This is a genomic window from Verrucomicrobiaceae bacterium, assembly GCA_016713035.1.
Taxonomy (GTDB): Bacteria; Verrucomicrobiota; Verrucomicrobiia; order Verrucomicrobiales; family Verrucomicrobiaceae; genus Prosthecobacter.
Map to the genome: position 1 here is coordinate 399,496 of JADJPW010000003.1, position 19,219 is coordinate 418,714.

Genomic DNA, 19,219 nt, shown 5'->3' on the forward strand with positions numbered 1-19,219 from the left:
GGAGAGAAATAAGCTTCCCATGGAGCGTATCAATTACTTGCCACCATGCTGAGAAACTTGGTATAATCTGGATATGGTGCGCTTGCTCTCATTGTTGCTGTTATTGGGTATGTCTCTTGCGTGGGGAAGTGTTGCGCTGCCCCCGCCTTTTGTCATTCTTTCTGATAGTGAAGCGGCAGGTCTTCAGAAAAAACTCGTTGAGATGAATGCTGACGATTTTGTCAGCCATATTCAGATGCCAGCGGCAGCCGGGCAGCCTCCGTTCTGGCTGGGGCCTTACACGGGCACTGTGGTCGCAGATGCATTTGGTATGATGCCCAACAATAAGGCTAACGAACTACTGGTCACCACCTTGAGTATTCAGGAAGCCACATTCCCGGAAGAGATCGTTCTTTTCGCGGCATCCTGCTTTCAAGCCACACGCAACAAGGAAGCGCATTCAACCTTCGCTAAAAACCTGGAGGAGCGGCTGAAAAAACTGGCTCTGTCGCCATGGCAACCACACGAGCGTGATTCAGGAAACCAAAGCGAGCTTCGCTGCCGTGCGATAGCGGCACTTTTCAGGCTCTGGCAGGGAACGGATGCGGACACAAGCTGGTTGAGCGAGCAAGCTAAAAGTTCAGCAGTGCATCCAGACATGAGATCATGCATGCTTGACCAACTGACGTCCTTGTTAGCCGCAGGCGATCGTGAGGCATCGCCAAACATGCAAGATAGGCCTGAAACTCTACGGCGAAGACAATTGTTTGGCTCATGGCCGGAACGTGCTGCCTTGAAACAACAATGGGGGAATAAACGCTGGAGCGACGATTTGTTCATACCCCTTTCCAAGAGTGAAAAGGAACATCCGCGCGTACGAGCATCAGCCATTGCGGCACTTGGTGCCTTGCTGAAAAGCCAGGAAAAGCTGCGGGATCTGCTCAGAGCATTGGCGCAAAACGAAACAAACCATTCCAAGGTCAGATCATCTGCCATTTACCAATTATCCAAATTCTGGGCAGGTGAGGCATGGTTTTCTGAATTGCTTTTTGGCATCATTAGTTCGGACCGGACTGGATCACGACTGGCCTCGTCCATACTCTGGCTGCTCGCGAAGGAGCTGAACACACAGCCGGCGCAGAGAGAACAACTCGCCTTGTTCACAGCAGACCCCGAAAAGCATGCAGGTCTGCAATTCAGAGTGCTCGAAATCATGGCTCGCCAGGGAAAGGACGACTGGCTGCGCCAGCATTTGGCCAGACTCGTGAACAATGCCCGTCTCGATTGGGTGCAGCGGCGAAATGCCCTGCGTTTGCTAACGCAGCAATTCACCAGAGACCCCACAGTGAAAGATTTGAATGTTCTACTGGCTCAAAATCAGCAGGAGCCAGTTCCTATTCGTGCCGAGGCTGCACGTGGGCTGGGCCAGTTCGTTCGTGGTGACGCCGAACTCAGAGCCAAGCTAATCCATATTATCCAATCAGGAGAGGAGGATGAAAAAGTGCGTTTGGCAGCTCTTCAATCCACTGGGCTGGTCTGGGAGCGCCAGAATAATCTTTGGGTCAAAGAACTGCTTATGCCTCTCGCCAGCCCGCTTGAAAAAAGCATCGCCATTCGAAGGGAGGCTTTGTGGAGCATAGGCCAGATCTGGCACGAAGCCTGGGTTCCGAAGCTTTTCACTTCAGTCTGCACCGCTGATGCCGAACCGGGACTGCTCCGCATGATCACGATCGAGGCTCTTTACCAAACAGGATGCCGTGACGAATGGCTGAAGCAAACCCTCCTTAAACTTGCGGGCAAGGAGGAGGAAAACGAGCCCGTTCGCGGCAAGGCGATGTGGATTCTTGCACAAATCTGGCGTAGTGAGACGTGGGTGGCCGAATCTTTGCTCAAGATCGCTGCTGCTCCCCAAGATTCTGCCCAAGCCAGACGAGATGCCATTCGGACATTCATCAGCAACTACCCGAGTTCGCAGGAAGCATCGGGTATGCTGATAAGAATCGTCAATTCGCCGAGCGAGCCTTCCGTTATCCGTTCCGAAGCAGTTTCAGCCCTTGGGCGTCATGCCAAACCTGATGATACAATCACCGCTCTGCTCCTCAAACAGGCTCGCTCGTCCGAAACACCTTCAGAAGTACGTTTGGAGGCAATTGGGGCTCTCGGCAATAACTCCACACGTCTGTCCTGGTACGAACGGGGGATGATGCTCCAATCTCTAATGGGCTCCGGCGAGCAAGATGCCCTAGTTCGTCAAAAGGCAGCGTACCAACTCGCGCTAATTCGCGAGAGTTTTCTTGGCTGGTGAGACTACAAGTTGTTGAAAAACCGCAAATCCATCGCCTGGCCCCTCACCTACCGCAGCCCCGAAAAGACCCTCGAAACCGCCGAAGTCAATGCCGCCCCACCAGCTCATCCTCACCGCGCCGGAGAGGACCTTGCCTGCGACAATGAGGCGGTAAGCAGTGTCGGACTTAGTGTAGGGCACCTCTGGAAACCTCCTTTCCCCAGGCAATTCATTGATTGAGAGCAAACATAGGCCATAAAAGGGGCCATGAAGCGCTACCGCAAGACAGAACGAGGCGGCGGACTGTTCTCCGCCATTGAACATGAGCAGGCCGTTGCCGCCAAAACCCTCGGCATCCTCAAGCTGCGCGACGTTATCTCTTGGGAAAGTTTCCGCCCGCTGCTCGAAGATCTCACTGGCTACGCCACCCGCGACTGGACCAAGGGCGGCAAGCCCCCGTTCGACCCCGTGCTGATGTTCAAAGTCCTTGTGCTACAGAAGTTCCACGGCCTCAGCGACGACGACACCGAGGAGCAATTCTTTGACCGCACCAGTTTTAAAGCCTTCCTCGGTCTGCGCATCGGCGACGACATCCCCGACGCCAAAACACTCTGGGACTTCAAGCAACGCATCGAAGAGGACGGTCGCGAAGGCGGTCGCAAACTCTTCGACACCTTCGGCCAGATGCTCGAAAGCAAAGGCATCGTCGCGCGAGAAGGCAGCATCGTGGACGCCAGCTTCACGGAAGCCCCACGCCAGCGCAACAGCCGCGAGGCGAACCAGCGCATCAAGCAGGGCGAACGCCCTGAAGAGTTCGACGAGAACCCCGCCGTGGGCCGCCAGAAAGACAGCGAAGCACGCTGGACGAAGAAGAACAACGAGTCGCACTACGGCTGGAAGAACCATGTGAAGGCCGACTTGAAAACCAAGATCATCCTGAACTCCACCACCACGCCCGCCAGCGTGCACGACAGCCAAGTGTTTGAAGGACTGCTTGATGACAAAGATCAGGCCGTGCTCGCCGACTCGGCCTATCACAGCGAGGAGCACGAGGCGCATCTCATCAAGATCAACGCGCAGGAGTTCCTGATGCGCAAAGCCACGCGAGGCCACCCGTTGAGCGAGAAAGAAATGCGCGCCAACCATACGATCAGCCGGATGCGTGTGAGGGTAGAGCACATCTTCGCGCGGATGGCGCAAATGGGAGCCGATCTATGTCGAAGCATCGGATTGAAACGAGCCACACAGCACAACCACCTCAGCAATCTGGTCTACAACATGGACCGCTATGCCTGTTTGGTTCGCTAAAGCACCCGTAAAGGGTGATCAAAGCCAGAAAAAGTACCTGCACAGCCTCCAAACAGCCGAATCCTAGCGCCTCAAAGCGAAACAAGCCCTCTGCAAAGCAAGACAGGAAGGTCGAACAATCGTTTTTCGCTCCCAAAAACGGACTTCAAAAAAACAACCCCTATCCAGAGGTGCCCATATGTAATTTTATACATGGCTACTTATTCAAATTCAGTGTTTCGTTCCTCCTTGCATGATTCATCGGTCGAAGACAAAAAGAGCTTATGACACGTCCGATTTGGATCTCCGCGCTTCTGCTCCTAGTCTTTGGAGGCCTTTGTTTCTCCACGGCAACTGCTGCCACAGCGCCGCAACCTGCGGATAAAGAGGATGCGGACATCTATCTCAAAAAAAGCACCGAAAAAGAGTGGCAGGAACTCCAGGTCATGCTCGCTGGTTTGAAGGAGAAGCATGGAGCCGACTCGCCTGAGTATGTAGAGTTCCTTTTCGATGAGGTCGGACACCTCGTGCGCTCTGACCGGGTGGAGGAGGCTAGAAGGAAATACGAAGACTACAAAGTCAGCGCGAGCAGGCTCATCACTGCCGCTGGGCCACAGGCAGAGATGGAGGAGCGCTTTATCCGGCTGCGCAGCTCCATGCTCTGGGCGGAGTGGCAAATACTCCATGCTGCGGGTGAAATGGATGCACTGATCGAAGCTGCTAAAAAACGGCTCGCAGTGATCGCGGCCTCGAAGGACCCATTGGTCGAAGAGGTGAAACTGAAGATCATGTGCAGCACCGCCCGTGTTCTAATGCAATAAGGTAGGCTAAAGGAGGCGGGCACTTGGCTGGAGAGCCTCACGAAGGCGCTCTCTGAAACTATTAATCCGGCACTAAGATAGCACATCAAGCTGCATATTGGGTTGAGGCAGATTTAAAGAAGGCACGGACTTGTTCTGGCAGCCTCTGGCATGAGCGCATCTGGCCGATGATCTGCTTTTGCAGCCTCCCGCTCACCCGGGCGGCGGGTAGCACTCCCAGTTTGCTTTTCAGCGCACGGTTGAGCCTCTCGTCGGGATTGAGCTCTGGACTGTAGCTGGGCAGGTGATGCACCGCGATCTGCTCCTGATGCTGCTCCAGCCACTCCTTCACCGGCTTGCTGTGATGCACCCGCAGGTTGTCGAGGATGAGATACACTTTGCGCCCCTGCATCGAGCGAACCATCCGCTCCAAAAAGCGGATGAGAAGCCGCGCGTCCAGTGCCCTTTGTAAACCATCCACCGCGAACTCCCCCGGTTGCTCACCGCGCTCATCATCGAGCTACCAAAGCGCTTGGACATCTGCTTGATCTCGGGCGTCTCTCCGCGTGGTGCGTAGCCTCTCACGGCATTGGGCTGGTTGTTGACCCCGGTCTGGTCACCCCCAATAGATCTCGGCCCCTTCCGCCTTGGCCTGAGCCTGCGATCTGCGGATACTTCTGCTCCAGCCACGCCTGGACTTCCTGGGTCGCTGCTCGTAGGCCTTCTTCAATGGCTTCTGGGGTGTGAACCCCAGCGCTTCAAATACAGCCCCATGGTGCGCATGGGCAGCTTGAGCCCGAAGCGCTTGTCCAGCAGTTGGGCGACAGCTTTGCGGGTCCATAGTGCAAAGGGCAGCTTCAACTGCTCGGGCAACCTGTCGGTGATGAGCCTGCTCACTTCCTTCTCCTGCTCGGCGCTCATGAGCCGTTTATCCCCATGTTTCCTGCCGCGCTCGTCGCACAGCAGGGCTGCGGTGCCGTGTTGGCGCTGGTGCCGCTTCCACTGCTGGACAGTGCGGGGATGCACCCCACCGCCTCGGCAATGTCATGTTCACTCCAGCCTTTTTGGCCAGCAGCATCGCCCGGCGACGTGCTTCCACCTGTTGTTCCTTGCTTAGTTTGCGTCCGTCTTCTTTCATGCGGACGCACCATTACCACATCCTCATAATGCGTGCTATCTATTTACCGGATTAATAAGATCGAAATTTTTAAAACCGCATTGGAGTCGCTGGCATCTGCATCTGAGACCGCTATTGAAATGAACCTGAAAAGAATGGCTCAGTTCATCGTGGGGAAGTGCCTCAAGTCCGCTCAAGCATTGCCCCTCGATTCAATGGAGAATTACTGGTTCACCGTGAAAGCGGCAGAGCTCGAAGAGGAAAAAGACGCGTGCCGCAGCGACTGGAGGACCTGCAAAGAGCCCTAACTTTTCACGAAAAACTACAGCAACCGGATTGGAATCGCATTCGCCGCGGTTACACGACCATGGGAAACCTTTACGCAGGGCTCCCTGGAAAGCACAACGAACTCAAAGCCGTGCAGGCCTATGACCGCAGTCTGGAAGCCACACTCAAGGGCTCCACCGACGAATCGAAGGCCACTGAGGGCCGAATCCAGCACGCGTTAAATCTAGCTCTCCTGCGCCTCATGAGGAGCGGGGGCTCTTAGAGTCTATCCGGCAAATAGTTGTAGCCAGTAAAAGCTGAAAGTGGAAGGTGGGCGATGCCAGCCAAGCCCTATCAACCAGCCGGTTACGATTCTGATCTCAGCGATGCGGAATGGGAACTCATCAAGCCTATCATCTACCCGGCTGGCGCGAAGCGTTGTCGAGGCAGGCTGCGATCCCGACTCCGCCCGAATCTGCCTGGACACCATCCGCTATGTGCTCAAAACGGGCTCTCAGTGATCGATGATCCCCAAGAACCTCGCGCCCCGCAGCACCGCTCACGACGCCTTGAGTAAATGGACCGAGCAGGGCTTGTGGCCCAAGCTCAACGACGCCCTGCGCACCCAGACACGCCTCATGCTACTAAAAACGCCATGCCCAGCGCCGCTGTCATCGACAGCCAAAGCGTCAAAGGCGGGCAGCTACCGGCTGTGAGCTGCGGTTACGACGCGGGCAAGAAGATCAAGGGACGCAAGCGCCACGCGCTCACCGACACCAACGGCCTGCTGCTGGGCGTGGTGGTCACGCCCGCCGACGTGCAAGATCGTGACGGCGCAAAGCTGCTGCTGTACATGTTCTGCCACAGCTTCATGAGCCTGCTGATAAGCTTTGCCGATGAAGGCTACGCGGGGAATCTCAAAGATCAGAAAGGCGTCATCATATTGACGCGACGCTGGGTCATCGAACGGAGCTTTGGCTGGCTAGTGAAAGCAACGGCGTCTGACACGCGATCACCAGAAACACCCACACCACCACGAAGCCTTCGTCTATCTTGCTTTTATCGGCATCATGACACAGCGCCTCACCACTTTACAGTCAGTTCAACCTTTTGCCGGGGAGGCTCTTACGTTTCATGGTGTCAGTTGGTACTCTCCGCGCACTTCAGCCCTTCATTCCATCTGGCTCAAGCCTAGGGGAGCAGTCCAAGCCGGGCGACTTAATTAGTTATTATCAGTTATTATGAACCTCTTTGCATTCCCGATGCTTGGTCACCCCAATCTGGTCGTGATGTTACGTATCGCGGGGCGGCTCAACTCTCGACTACGTTGATATTTGTCTTCATCGATTCCAAGTTCCCATGGGTCAGAGCCAACCCATTGACTTTCGCGACCTTCGAGCCGGAGTTCGCCACGTTCGAAATCCAGAGTTGCAACCGCCCACAACGGTTCAGCATAAGGACACGCCTTGCGCAGTCGCGGGCGTTGGTTCGTGATCTCCTCGGAATAGTTCGCGTGATCAATTCCAACCCATGCATACGACGCACTATTGATCTGCACGTGCGGTATTTCGTCGCTGGTTGTGACATAGTCGAGGTGAGCATGTCCTGAGAATACGGCGACAACCTTCGGAGACCCGCGCTCAGTTTTCGCTGACCTCAAAATGCTTCGGACCTCCCCAGCGTTGATGACCCATTTGTCGAATGAGTCGATCGGTTGGTGAACGCAAACCACAGTGGGTCGCGTCGTTTCGTGCAGGTCTTTTCGTAGCCATTCCAACTGGTCGGCGGCGATGAACATCGGATACCTCTTGGTTTTGCCATCTGGGTCGTTGGCATCAAGTACAACGACGTGTAATCCAGCAACATCGGCGCTGTAGTAGCGTGATGGCATCTCGTACCGGTCGACGACCTGCTCGCGAGTAAAGCCTTCGTCGGTGTCGTGGTTGCCGATAACGTGAAATCGCGGTCCAGTAAAAGTTTTCCACGTCGCAAGAAACGGGTCATTTCGCGAATGAGGCACACAGAAATCACCAAGATTCACAATCATATCGACTTTTCTGTCGTTCATTGCAGCAATGAATTTTTTCAGCCTGACGACACCATCGTGCATGATGTCTTGATGAACATCTGCGATGAATCCAATTCGCGTTGAGGCTTTAGGTTTCACCCCCTCATCCGCGACAGCTTCGAGCAATGCAGGCGAAGCGAAAACTCCACCAGCTATACTCGAACCGCACACCTTCAGAAATCGACGTCGATTGTTCGCCATGATATTCTCCTATTACGTTTGCAGTTGGGTTCGATGATCGGCCAATCCCGTCCGCATAAGTATGCTAACCACTCGATCAATATGAGGAGGTCGGTTAAGACGAGCACTCGACATTTCTCTGGCACGCCAGGCATTGTCAAGCACAGAAGATCACAAGAAAAACTGACCGAATTTGTGCGATGGGCACCTCTGGATAGTGAAGATAGTAGCTAGGCTAAATAGTCCGTAACCTGACCGAATGCGGAAGCGCTTTTGGCGCTGGCCGTTTTGATCGAGTTGACGTGGGCACGAGCATCCGAGTTTCGAGTTTTTTCAAAGACTATGAACCGCTGAATCGCCGCTTACGGGATGCTGATAAATGAATCCATGAGCGTCATGTCGGCTGATTATCGGCAGTTAGAAATTGGAGATTCGTTTTGCGATGGATTCGATGAGCTGCTCTAAGCTGCCCGCTGCGACGACGGCGATGCTTTCTTGGTAGATGCCGGTGTCGTAAAGCTCGCGCGGTGGGAGATAGCTGGCGGCCCAGTCGGCGGCGATGGTGGCGATGAGGAGGATTTTATCGGGGAAGCGGCGGCGGAGCTCGGTTTGGAGTAGGGAGTAGCTTTCGCCTTGGAGACCGATCCAGATGGCATCACCGAGATGCCAGAGGACGGCTTGCAGGGGAAAAGTTTCGCCAGGAGGGAGCTGGTGGAGGCGGTGAAGGAGGCGGGTTTTGCGCTCGGCCATGGCGCGGCAGTCCGCAGCGCGGGCGTCATCGCCTGCGGCACGGGCGGCGGCCTCTTCGGCTTGGAATTGATGGAGTTCGCTCTGGGTTTGATCAGCGGTGGGTTGGCCGGGGCGATAGCGCAGGGACTCGTGCCAGCGCTGGAGCCCCCAGGTGGCTTTTTCGGTGAGGTCGATGCTCTGATGCTTCCAGGAGCCGAGTGTGGCACCGGAGACGACGGGGCCAGCATACACAAAAGTCGTCCCAGCGGCAGGCAGTGCGGTGAGGGCGGACAAAGCGGCGTAGCCGAGCTCACGCCCGTTTCGATCTGCGATGGCGGTGTCGCCCACGAAGCCTTCGCGGGGGCCGAGTTCGCCGCTGGCACCTTGGAGGAAGAGGCAGGGAGCGCCGGTGTCGCGCTCCACGAGCTCGCGCATGGCACCGATGTAGTCGGGGCTGATGCGTGTGTTCTCCCATGCGAGCGTGGTGGGATGGCAGGCGTAGTTCACGATGCTGGCGAGCATTTCGCCGGCATCGTCGGTGACGCGGGCGACGATGACGGTGTCATCGGCGGGCACACCGGGATTGTGACCGCACACAAACTGCTTCCCGTCCCAAAAGTCGCGATGCGTGGCCAGTGAGCACCTGCCACGGCCATAGACAATGCCTGCGGGCTGGAGCGAGGCGATGGCATCACGGATCAATGCGCCTGCTTTCTCACCGAGAGTCTGTAAATACGGCGCAATGAGGTCGCCACCGGGCAATGAGGCACGATCTAGGCCCATCAAGCCCGCACCATGCGTGTGGGAGCAGAGAAGGAGGATTTCCTCTTTGGCCACACGGCTGATGTGGGCGGCTTGAGTGATGAGTTGGGCGCTTTCAGCGGCCCCCATCACACAGTGATCGAGTGCGAGGATGATTTGCCGCTCGCTGCCTTCCATCGGTGCCAAGATGGTCACGGTGGCCCGCAGAGGACGATGCACGCCCGTGGCACGCTCATGCTTCGCCGCGCCCCACATGCGGTGGTAGATGTCCGCTGGTGGGGTGATATCGCACCACTTCAAAGCGAAACGGCAGCGGCTCTGTGGTGTGGGGTCCTCAGTATGGGAAAGGGCGGGCATAAGATTGTTTTCGGCGGGTTCACTCTCCGCGTAAATCGTAGCAGATGATGCGTGCGACGGAGTTCCCGATGACGCCACGATCCTGCTGCCGGACATAGAGTAGCCCGTGACTCACGGCGGGGAGACTCCATGTCTGCGTGGCATAAAAGAGCTGCGTTTGAGCCTTCACTTCGGCACCAGCAGGGCTCAGATCCAGCCACTGTAGGGAGCCGATCTCACCCAGGCAGAGGAATGCTCCATCCACCTTCAGCAGGCTAGCGCGGAGGATGCTCATGGTACGATTGATGACCGGGTCTTGCCAGGCGATGCGCTTTTCCCACACTTCTGCCCCCGTATCGGCATTCACGCAGACGAGTCGTGACTTCGGCTCGGTCTCGCCGTCGATGGCGTAGAGATGCCCTTCATGAAAAATCGGGGTCATCCAATGCACCGCGAGCTGGGGAGACTTCCACAGCTCTTTGGGCTGAAAATCGGCGTCATACTCGATCATCACACCGCCGAGCGGTCGGCCCTTTGGGTAAGCGGTGGTGATGAAGGCACGGTTTTTCCCTGGAATGACGACGGGCGAGGTGCCGATGGCCTGGATGTACTCTTCATCACGCCAGGGGAACTTGGAGTGCAGCTTCCCGGTTGCTGGATCGATGCACATGAGCCCACCGGTGGCTGGATCGCTCTCACCGCCAGCATAGACTAGCACCTTGAGCCTGCCCGTGCAGCATCGCAGAAATGGGGGAGGCGTAACTCGCCCCCCAAGCGTCCTCGACCTTCCATTTGAGCTCACCGCTTTTCAAATCGAATGCAGCGACGCTCGTGCCAGCCTCCGCCAGATGCTCTTTGCGCTCCCGCATACTCAGGGAGTCATCCAGCGGCTCTTTTTTGCCACCGACATTCAAAATCACACGGCCATCGAGAATGAGCGGTGTGCCGCCTGCACCGAAGAAATCCTGCGGCACATGCATTTCATCCCTCACATCGTGCCTCCAGAGCAATTTTCCCGTTTTGAGCTCCAGAGCCCGCAGCTCACTCGTGACGCCGTATGTCACAACGACTCCGTCTGCGATGACTGGACTACCACGCGGTCCATTGCCGAAGCCGTAACGATCCTGGTAGGAAATGGGATACGAGTGCTTCCAGAAGCGTTTTCCATTCTCGCGATGCAGGCACTCGATGGTCTCCTGGCCATCTAAGGCATGAAAAAGGACGCAGAAGTCGCCGTGGATCGCGGGTGAGTTGTAGGCATCCCCCATCTCCACCTCCCACACTAGCTTAGGGCCACCCACGGACCACTTTTTCAAAAGCGGCGACTCCGGCGAGGTCGCATCATCACTAGGCCCCAGCAGGCGCGGCCAATCGCTGGTCTTTGCGGCTTTGGTGAGAGGTCTGGGCTCAGCATGGAATTTCAGCCGATCAAAGGCCTCCTGCGCCATGCAAAGCTGGAGGGCAAAAAGGAAAAGAAACACTCTCGACGGTATTTTCATATCATGCCAAGCTAACCACCGTCATGAAGAACGCCACTCTCATCCTCATCACTGCCGCCGCCTTTCTTCTGAGCGCATGCTCCACCTGCCCCATTGGACAGAAAACCACCGCCAAAGGCAAAATCGAGCACATCGTCCTCGTCTGGCTGAAGCGTCCCGGCAACGCTGCTGACCGCGCCACGCTCCTCGCCTGCGCACGGAAATTCCAGACTGAGATCAAGCTCATCGAGCACCTCAGTACCGGCACCGCCGTCCCCAGCGAGCGCCCTATTGTCGATGACAGCTTTGACGTCGGCTTCATCATGCGCTTCGCCAGCAAGGCGGACATGACCACCTATGAAAAGCACCCCGTGCATGTGCAGACCGTGAAGGACACCCTCCTCCCCCTGGCCAAAAAAGTGCAGGTTTATGACATCGGCTGTGAGTGATCCTTTCGCAGCGCTCCTTGCACATCGCCAGCGACCGGATCGCCCTCACGTCATGCTCCAGCGCTGGGAGAGCCTTGCATTTCTGAATTGGCGCTGGGACCCGGCGGACATCCAGCGCACACTGCCCGCTGGTTTGACCGTCGATACCTTTCAAGGAGACGCTTGGCTGGGAATCGTGCCATTTTTCATGCGGGGCATCCGGCCACGCTACTGCCCGCCCGTGCCTGGCATCAGCGACTTTCTGGAACTCAATGTCCGCACCTACGTGCGTGATGCGCAGGGCCGACATGGCGTATGGTTTTACTCGCTCGACTGCAATCAACCCATCGCCGTTTGGACAGCCCGCAACTTTTTCCACCTCCCCTACGAGCATGCGCGGATGTCTGCGGCAGTGACAGGCCAAAGCGTGGACTACACCTGCCAGCGGCACGAAGCCGCTAGTCCCTCGCGCTTTCATTACACACTCGCCAGTAGTTCCGAAATCGCGGAACCAGGCACGCTCGAGTTCTTCCTCGCGGAGCGCTATCTTCTCATGGCTCAATCCGCTCGCGGATTGCTCTGCGGACAGGTGCATCATGAACCGTACCCACTCGCGAAAGTGAAATTGGATGCATGGGACGTGCAGCCCTTGCTTCACGCCGGTTTTGATCCCCCAACTCGCCCACCTGATCATCTCATCGGCTCACCGGGTGTGAATGTGCGGGTATATCCGCTTACCGCATGAAGACCGAAATCTCGCTCACTTTTGCGCCACTGGAGCGGAGCTTCTTGTTGGTCGTGGGGATTTGTTTGTCGCCTGAGAGTGATGGGTCCGTGCCTTCAGCGGCTTCAAAGCGAACGCTGACTTTTTCCGCAAGCTTACCGCCCTCGAAGTTCGCGTAGCCACCGTAGTCCCAGTCGAAACCGGAAACCTTGTAGGGCTTGCCGTTGATTTTTTCGACTTCAGCGATGCTGAGACCAATTTTCAGACCATTGGCAAAGGACCAGGCTTTTCCCACAATGCGGATGTCTGATACGGTTTTCTTCTCTTCGTCCCAGATGATTTCCAGCTCGCGATCGGCGCCCGCGAAGAGCCGTGCGCCCTCGATCTCTGTTCCCTCTGGGCCATCGAGTTTCATCTGCTTGAGGCTACCTTTGCCGTAGGCACGCTCGATGTCCTTTGCACTCATCCCTGGCTTGATGAGCCCCACTCGCTCTCCGAGCACTATGGTGTTGTCCTTCGGGTCAAACTCATCTGCGTGAACGATGAGGGAGGCAAAAACAGCAAGGAGGCATAGGAGTGTGCGCATAGCCTAGCAAAATGCCGTATTTTGAGGCGCTGCAAACGCCCAGTTCCGATTTCGGCGGCTTCCCAACTAAAATCGCCGTGGCCACAACGCAGCAAGTGCCAACCAAGCATGTTATGCCGCGCTCTCGGGGCCCTTGTTTTGTTATTCGGGTCCGGCGTAGCGGAAGAGTATGCCCAGGGCGAGAGCGACGAGTGCGAGGCTCGAAATCCAGGGCTTCAGGTTGTCGGTTTCTTTGGGCTTCTCGATGACGGATGGCGTTTTGGGCGGCGCTATTGTGTGCGTCGTGGCGGTGGATTGGCGATGCGGCTCGGTCGCGGTCTGTTTCGCGGGGCTTTCATTGCTGGATGGCGAAACTTTTGGATCTGTGGTGCTCGGCGGCCGTTTTCCGGTAGCGATTTGGAGCTCTTTTGGCCAATCGACGTTCATGAGCAGGTCCCAGCCTGGGTTTTGATCTTTGACGCGGCAGGAACAGCGCCCGATGAGGAACATGCAGGCTTCTTCGAGTGCGGCATCATCGAGCTCGGCGAGTGGGAATGCTCCTAGTGCGCGGCCTCTGGCAAAGACGGCGGCGGCGAATGGTTGATCTGGCTTCACTTTGCCTTCGGGACCGATGAGCATGGGGATGAATGCCTTTTCTGCGTGGTCATCTAGCCGTAGGCGCTGGACTCGGAAGGAAAGTTTGAGCTCTGGACCTGGTCCGAGCTGGCTATCGGGATCGTTGGGGTCTTGGATGGGGAGGGCCGCTGCCTGCTCCAGAAAGGCTAGGCGAGTCGCGATGCGTTGCTCTTCTTTGTCTTGGTTATCGGCGATGATCCAGGTGATGGAGGTGCCTTGGAGGATTTGCTCTCGCAGTTTTTGTCTGGCGGGAGAATCGAGCAAGGCGTTTAGCGTCTGGGCATTGATGTCACCGCTCCAAAGTGGGACTGGACTGTCCTGCGTGGCGAAAAGTTGCGCGGCAGTGGGGCCGGGTTGCTGGGCGGTGATGATTTCGAGGTTGGCGACTCCGCCTGCACGGAGTGGTCGCAGTAGATCGACGATCTCTGGACGGGCTGCCATTTCCTGTGGCAGGATGAGGCGGTAGTTGCTTGGTTCCCAACGGTCTAATGCAAAGCGGAAGACGGGGATGGTGCAGCTCACTGCGCTCTGGGCAGCGAGCATCCAGAATAGGCCGAGGCAGGCTAGGAGGCGATGGTGCATGTGAACGATCAATCTCCGCGCCACCAGGAGCGCCAGGTTTTGCGAGCTTTTTGCTCACGCGGGACGACGATGGGGGCGGGTGGGAGGATGACGGGTGGTGGCTGCTCTGCTTCGGGCGTGGCCGATTCGGCTGGCTTTTCTAAAAGTGAACTGGAGGGGACTACAGGGGCAGACGCGGTGACTTGTAAGGGCTGCTTGGGGACGATGGTGGATGGAGTGAGTCCTCGTGGGCGGGGATAGATGGTCTGATCAGGCGTGGGCGTGGGCGCGGCCGGGAGAGGCGGCGGCTCTGCCGAGGTGCCTGAGACCGCGGGGATTTCCAGCGGTTGGGCTGAAAATGGCTGACTCAGAGGTGCGGGGATTGGAGCTGGTGGCAGCTCCACGGGTGGTAACTGCGGTGCTACCTCTGGGAGAAATGCCTCGACTGAATGCTGGATGGCCGGTGTGTGGAAGGGAATCGGCTCCGTGGCTGTCGGCGGCGGGATGGGAGCCTCCGGCACTTGGATTAAATCGGGAAAATTGCCGCCCTGGAATAGCGGCGGGATGTAAGTCGGTATCTCCGCAGGATGCGTGGCAGCAGGCTCGATGAGCTCACGGCTCTGAGGCGGCTGATCCATCGGGATGAGCGGCTCTGGACGGTCATGGTGGCGGGAGAATAGGGAGGACTCATCCCAACTGGGTAATGGCTCCAATCCCAGGAGCCACGCTGCACCTACTCCGCCGCCGGGAGGCGTGCTGGCGTCCGATTCGGTCGATTCTAGTGCCTGGAGCTGCTTCAGGTCGATCTGGGGCAAAAGGGACACGGCGGCCTCTTTATCGTCATGGAGGAGTGCGTGGGCTGATTCTGAAAAAAACGGGCTTTGGAGGCTGGCGGATGGTTTTGGGGCGATTTCCGCAGGAGCCTCAGGCGGAGCTGGAGGGGCTACCGGGGCGGAAATGGGTGCTGGGGTGATTTCAGGCGATTTCGGGGCGGGCTCCTCTGTCAGTGCAGGTGCGAAGAACTCTACTGGAGGTGGTGGAGCTGAAGGTGCTGGCGGAGGCGGAGGCGGAGGTGCTGGAGGAGCTGGCTCTGGAATGGGCGTGTCTGTGGGTGCCGTGACGAGCTCTTCTAGCGGGATGACGTGGGTCTCCTGATCACGCTGGATCTGACGTGCTAGCCAATCCTGGACGCTGTCTTCCACGGATGTACTGGGAATAATGGGCTCGATGACCGCTGGGGGCACCGTCGTAGCGATGGGCTCTGCCTCTGGAGTGGTGATGCCAGTGGTGGCCGGCTCCGAATCGGGCGGGGGGGATGAGTCAGCACGCTCGGCTGTAAGCTGGAGGGGCGTGGCAGCGGCAGGAGATGTGGGTTTTGCGCGGCGGCGTCCGAGCAATGCAGCAGCAGCGGCGCTGCCTGCGAGGAGAAGGATGCCAGCGGGCTTCCAGCGTGTAGCCGCGAGTAATCCGCCTGCTGCTGCGGCGGCCATCATGGCATAGTTCTTTACCGGATCGGCTGGCCGGGATTCTGGGGCGTTATCCTCGTTGGAAGGTGGCATTGTGGCTTTGGGCAGAGAATAACCACGTCCACCGCCCCGAAAAGGCGCATGTGCGGATAATTTTGAGAGGCATCCACCAAGCGTGGGTGATCATGGCTCCGATGCGTTGGCTGCCACGGAGCCGGAGGGCCGGGCTTGGGCGAGGAAGCGGGAGACGAGTGCGAGGTCTTTGATGCCAGGGGCAGATTCCACGCCGCTGGCGACATCTACAGCAGCGGGATGGGTGCGGGCGATGGCTACGGCGACGTTGTCTGGGCTGAGTCCGCCGGAGAGGATGATGCGCTTTTCCGGGAAGCGCTGGGCGGCTTCGATCGCGAGTTCCCAGGGGAATGCATGGCCTCCGCCGCCGTAGAGTCCGGGATTCCAGGCATCGAGGAGGATGTCCCGACAAGGATACTGGCCGATTTGGTCGATGCTGGCAGTGTCGCGGACTTGGAGGGCTTTGATGATGTGAATGCCGAGTGCCATGAGCGTGGCGACGAGCTCTGGTGTCTCATCTCCGTGGAGCTGGAGGCTGCGAAAGAGCCCGCTGGCGTGTGCGGCGTCGATGAGTGCGGCGTCTGCATTGACGAGGACGGCGATGAGATGCTGCGTCTGGGCAATGGGCTGGAGATGTGCCTGTGCGGTCGCTAGGGGCATGTAGCGCTTTGATTGCGGCCACAGATTGATGCCGATGGCTTGGGGACCGAGGGCTGCGACGGCGGTGACTTGGGCGGGGTCTTTGAATCCGCAGATTTTGACGCCGGGGATGTCGTGATCAGGTGGGAACATGCTCGGAGAGGGAGGTGTCTCGATGTGGAGACGGATTCTTATCGCGTGAGGGACTGCTTTTCAGGCAATAAGGTGGAAGTGAGTGCGAGGAGCTTATCGAGCCGCGGTGGGAATTCCAGGCTGCCGCGCACGCGTGCATCGCGCTTGAGCTGCTCGTAGCGAGTCTGCTCGCCGGGGCGAATGAGATAAATGATGGGCGGCGCGGTGTGGGTGCCGGGATGGGCGATGGGGTAGGCTTTGACGATGAGTCGGTCGAGCAGGTCGCCTGCGAGGTCTGGCAGAGGGAGGGAGAAGAGGAAGAGGCTGTAGGGCCGTCGTAAGGCCATTTCGAAGGCGTGTTCGCCACTGGGTGTGTCGTCGATCTCGCAGTGGCGGAAGGAGCTGAGTGCCTCGCGGATGACGCGGCGGTAGGGGAGGCTTTCTTCGACGAGCAGGACTCGCGGCAGCAGGGCGGGAGCGGCTGCGGGGTCGTCCATGATGTGTAGGAGTCCAGTTGAGAGAGCGCTGTTAGCTCTCTGGATACACGGCGATGGCCATCACGCCTTGGCTTGGCACCCAACCGACGACTTCCACGCGGGTGAGCGGCTTTGTGGCGCTACCCATGCCTTTTTTTACGGTGTCGATGACTTTCTGCTGCGTGTCCGGCGTGGCCGCAGAGCCAAACAGGCCAGCTAGATCTGTCAAAACAGGGGCTGAGGCGGATACGCCACCTGCGACGGTGACGGGCATGCGCCCATTACTACTTGCGACGATGGTCTCGTGGATGGCCTGCGAGTTCATGCTGCTGCCATTGACGACGACGAGGCGGCGCAGGCGTGTCTCTGCCGTGGGTGAGGAGACGATCTGGATGGGCGGGGGCAGCGTCTGGGAGGTGGCCGTGGTGGCGACGGCAGCCACAGGTGGCTTGATCGACTTGGTGGGCTTGATGAAGCCGCCAGAATGCGGAGCGGTGCTCACGCGGGGCAGAATGCCATTATTTTCCGGCACGGGCGGCATCAGCGTCATGGGCAGAGGCAGCGACTCCTCAGCCTGCGCGGTGAGCGCGGCGGTGGAGAGCAGCAAAGCCAGGATTCTGATCGAGACGGGCATTTTTTAACGGGAGGGGCGGTTTTGTACCATGAGCGGGCGTTTTCGACAATGCTAAAATTTCAGTGGGTGAATTCGCCCTTGATGTGGACTCTCCACCTCCTCCGCCAGGTAGAAGGCCATTTTTGATGAAAACAGAGGATGCAAAGCGTTGCGGCCGGGAGTTGAGTCCCCGCCTCATGGCAACCCGTCTGGACACAGCGATCGTACGCGGCGAGATCGACAATACCGAGCAAGGCCGCACTCACGGCCTGATCTGGCTGCTTGGTAGAGCGGAGCCGCTACGGCTCGATCTGGAGGGAGATGCCTGGCGTGATGTGGCAGGCACACGCATCACGTTTCACCACTCAGCGCCGAAAAGGCAACGCTGCGTCACCGAGCTCTCCGCAGTGCAGTGCGGCATCGTGGGCGACATCACGGCCTCGCGGAAGGTAAAAAACATCACCGCCAGTGATGAGGAGATCAATCGCCTCCTGGAGGCAGACCTACCGCTGCCCTTTGAGTGGCAGAACTCGCTTTACATCGAGTGGTTCTCCGAGGCAGACGGGCGAGTCATCATCGAGCTGGCCGGCTGTGAGGTGCAGATCACCGACTTTGCTTGGCAAATGGACGAGGCAGAGGAGCAGGCGCAGCAGTTCGCGAACATGAATGCCATGCGCAACTGGCTAGAGACGATCATCCAGCGACCCGAGAGCACTGCACAGCCAGAAGAGGACGCTGAGGGCGGCATTTCCTTTGGCGAGGACTCCGATGAGGATGATGACGCAGAGGCAGAGAGCGTGGAACCGATGAGTGAAGAGTCCTGGGAGGCCTCCTTGAAGCACTCAGACCGCCTCACGGAGGCACACATGGAGGCGATCGATAAATATAGTGAGGACGATGATAGCGAAGAAAAAATCGCCTTCGTCATGGGCTGGGACCACCTCCTCGACATGATGGCCTTTGAATCCGAGCAGGATGGCCCCGCAGACCAGGCAGGGGGCTTTTTGGTGGCAGATGAAAACGAGGACGATGACGCCGAGAACGAAGACTGGAAATGACGACGAGGACGACTCCTGGATCGAGGCTGACGCAGCGCTACCTGGCCTGAGTGACCAGGAGGCGGATGAAGACGATGCCCATGATCTGGCGCTGGAGCTAGAAGATGATGACGACAAGCCCCATGAGCATCCACTGAAGCGCCGAGCCCGTAACCTGATGCTCCGCATCATGAAGGACCTGCGGGAGGAGCGCCGAGATGAGGCAGAGCTGCAAGGGGAGGACGATGCCCCCGGTGAGTCGCCACTCGACCGCTTCATATCCAATACCATGAGCATCAGCGGGAAGCTCGCCGGAGTGCTAGCTGGTAGCAAGTGGGCCCAGCCCTACGAGGCTGGACACACGCTAGCTATTTTAAAGCGCTGCCTGAACTGGTCGAACGAATCACTCGCCGGACTCAATGATCTCCTCGGTGACAAGCACTGGGAGGACCGCCACTTGCTCTTCAGTGAGTACAAACGTGAGCTACACGCCATCCGTGATGAGATCACCGATCTGCGTCGCGAGATACGTGACCAAAATCCTGGGGTGTGAGCACCCCGGCGGTGGTTTTCGGTTGCCCAT

General features: G+C 57.9%; 22 protein-coding genes and 1 pseudogene. 11 read left to right on the forward strand and 12 right to left on the reverse strand.

What is annotated here, in order from left to right; all coding sequences use genetic code 11:
* The first annotated feature begins 73 nt into the window (after positions 1-73).
* The 4 genes from IPK32_12600 (at position 74) to IPK32_12615 (ending at position 4,371) form a co-directional block, all read left to right on the forward strand.
* On the forward strand, positions 74-2,284 hold the full coding sequence (locus IPK32_12600) for a hypothetical protein (protein MBK8092790.1): 2,211 nt from the start codon (positions 74-76) through the stop codon (positions 2,282-2,284).
* A 12-nt stretch (positions 2,285-2,296) separates the two neighbouring features.
* Positions 2,297-2,503, forward strand: coding sequence for a hypothetical protein (locus IPK32_12605; GenBank protein MBK8092791.1), 207 nt, complete (start codon positions 2,297-2,299; stop codon positions 2,501-2,503).
* 27 nt (positions 2,504-2,530) lie between these two features.
* Positions 2,531-3,571: an IS5 family transposase gene (locus tag IPK32_12610; protein ID MBK8092792.1), complete on the forward strand. Its 1,041-nt coding sequence runs from the start codon at positions 2,531-2,533 to the stop codon at positions 3,569-3,571.
* A gap of 263 nt (positions 3,572-3,834) precedes the next feature.
* A complete protein-coding gene (locus tag IPK32_12615) occupies positions 3,835-4,371 on the forward strand; it encodes a hypothetical protein (protein ID MBK8092793.1) in 537 nt (178 codons plus the stop codon).
* 85 nt (positions 4,372-4,456) lie between these two features.
* Here IPK32_12615 and IPK32_12620 read toward each other — a convergent pair whose 3' ends face one another.
* On the reverse strand, positions 4,457-4,774 hold the full coding sequence (locus tag IPK32_12620) for a transposase (protein MBK8092794.1): 318 nt from the start codon (positions 4,772-4,774) through the stop codon (positions 4,457-4,459).
* A gap of 302 nt (positions 4,775-5,076) precedes the next feature.
* Complete coding sequence (locus tag IPK32_12625; protein MBK8092795.1) at positions 5,077-5,376, reverse strand: winged helix-turn-helix domain-containing protein; 300 nt, start codon at positions 5,374-5,376, stop codon at positions 5,077-5,079.
* 246 nt (positions 5,377-5,622) lie between these two features.
* Here IPK32_12625 and IPK32_12630 point away from each other — a divergent pair, with 246 nt between their 5' ends.
* The 3 genes from IPK32_12630 to IPK32_12640 all read left to right on the forward strand — a co-directional run bounded on the left by IPK32_12630 (position 5,623) and on the right by IPK32_12640 (position 6,929).
* Entirely contained in the window at positions 5,623-5,775 is a 153-nt protein-coding gene (locus IPK32_12630) for a hypothetical protein (GenBank protein MBK8092796.1), read from the forward strand.
* Positions 5,776-5,834: 59 nt separating this feature from the next.
* Positions 5,835-6,017, forward strand: a complete 183-nt coding sequence (locus IPK32_12635) for a hypothetical protein (GenBank protein ID MBK8092797.1) — start codon at positions 5,835-5,837, stop codon at positions 6,015-6,017.
* Between the two features lie 372 nt (positions 6,018-6,389).
* Positions 6,390-6,929 (forward strand): transposase, encoded by a 540-nt coding sequence (locus IPK32_12640; protein MBK8092798.1) that lies wholly within the window; start codon positions 6,390-6,392, stop codon positions 6,927-6,929.
* A 75-nt stretch (positions 6,930-7,004) separates the two neighbouring features.
* Here IPK32_12640 and IPK32_12645 read toward each other — a convergent pair whose 3' ends face one another.
* From IPK32_12645 to IPK32_12660, 4 genes are all read right to left on the reverse strand, one after another.
* Positions 7,005-8,003, reverse strand: coding sequence for a metallophosphoesterase (locus IPK32_12645; GenBank protein ID MBK8092799.1), 999 nt, complete (start codon positions 8,001-8,003; stop codon positions 7,005-7,007).
* A 396-nt stretch (positions 8,004-8,399) separates the two neighbouring features.
* Positions 8,400-9,830, reverse strand: a complete 1,431-nt coding sequence (locus IPK32_12650) for a hypothetical protein (protein ID MBK8092800.1) — start codon at positions 9,828-9,830, stop codon at positions 8,400-8,402.
* Between the two features lie 19 nt (positions 9,831-9,849).
* Entirely contained in the window at positions 9,850-10,479 is a 630-nt protein-coding gene (locus IPK32_12655) for a PQQ-binding-like beta-propeller repeat protein (protein MBK8092801.1), read from the reverse strand.
* A gap of 25 nt (positions 10,480-10,504) precedes the next feature.
* A complete protein-coding gene (locus tag IPK32_12660) occupies positions 10,505-11,290 on the reverse strand; it encodes a PQQ-like beta-propeller repeat protein (GenBank protein ID MBK8092802.1) in 786 nt (261 codons plus the stop codon).
* Between the two features lie 41 nt (positions 11,291-11,331).
* Between IPK32_12660 and IPK32_12665 the strand changes: the two genes are divergently transcribed.
* Both IPK32_12665 and IPK32_12670 read left to right on the forward strand, forming a co-directional pair.
* Positions 11,332-11,736, forward strand: a complete 405-nt coding sequence (locus IPK32_12665; protein ID MBK8092803.1) for a Dabb family protein — start codon at positions 11,332-11,334, stop codon at positions 11,734-11,736.
* Between the two features lie 52 nt (positions 11,737-11,788).
* The gene (locus IPK32_12670) at positions 11,789-12,460 is read left to right on the forward strand and encodes a DUF2071 domain-containing protein (GenBank protein MBK8092804.1); all 672 of its coding nucleotides are present in this window, start codon (positions 11,789-11,791) and stop codon (positions 12,458-12,460) included.
* Here the strand turns inward: IPK32_12670 and IPK32_12675 are convergent.
* From IPK32_12675 to IPK32_12700, 6 genes and pseudogenes are all read right to left on the reverse strand, one after another.
* Positions 12,450-13,025 carry a hypothetical protein gene (locus tag IPK32_12675; GenBank protein ID MBK8092805.1) on the reverse strand — a complete coding sequence of 192 codons (576 nt, stop codon included), beginning with the start codon at positions 13,023-13,025 and terminating at the stop codon, positions 12,450-12,452. The genes IPK32_12670 and IPK32_12675 overlap by 11 nt on opposite strands.
* A 141-nt stretch (positions 13,026-13,166) precedes the next feature.
* Positions 13,167-14,222, reverse strand: a complete 1,056-nt coding sequence (locus IPK32_12680; GenBank protein MBK8092806.1) for a hypothetical protein — start codon at positions 14,220-14,222, stop codon at positions 13,167-13,169.
* A gap of 1,001 nt (positions 14,223-15,223) precedes the next feature.
* A pseudogene (locus tag IPK32_12685) lies at positions 15,224-15,301 on the reverse strand (secretion system X translation initiation factor).
* Between the two features lie 549 nt (positions 15,302-15,850).
* The gene (locus IPK32_12690) at positions 15,851-16,531 is read right to left on the reverse strand and encodes a phosphoribosylanthranilate isomerase (GenBank protein ID MBK8092807.1); all 681 of its coding nucleotides are present in this window, start codon (positions 16,529-16,531) and stop codon (positions 15,851-15,853) included.
* Between the two features lie 38 nt (positions 16,532-16,569).
* The gene (locus IPK32_12695) at positions 16,570-17,007 is read right to left on the reverse strand and encodes a hypothetical protein (GenBank protein MBK8092808.1); all 438 of its coding nucleotides are present in this window, start codon (positions 17,005-17,007) and stop codon (positions 16,570-16,572) included.
* Positions 17,008-17,038: 31 nt separating this feature from the next.
* Positions 17,039-17,620: a hypothetical protein gene (locus IPK32_12700; protein ID MBK8092809.1), complete on the reverse strand. Its 582-nt coding sequence runs from the start codon at positions 17,618-17,620 to the stop codon at positions 17,039-17,041.
* 176 nt (positions 17,621-17,796) lie between these two features.
* On the opposite strand from IPK32_12700, the gene IPK32_12705 reads away from it, so the two are divergent.
* Positions 17,797-18,657: a hypothetical protein gene (locus IPK32_12705; GenBank protein MBK8092810.1), complete on the forward strand. Its 861-nt coding sequence runs from the start codon at positions 17,797-17,799 to the stop codon at positions 18,655-18,657.
* Positions 18,629-19,189 (forward strand): hypothetical protein, encoded by a 561-nt coding sequence (locus IPK32_12710; GenBank protein ID MBK8092811.1) that lies wholly within the window; start codon positions 18,629-18,631, stop codon positions 19,187-19,189. The genes IPK32_12705 and IPK32_12710 overlap by 29 nt, the downstream gene beginning before the upstream one ends.
* Positions 19,190-19,219: the final 30 nt, after the last annotated feature.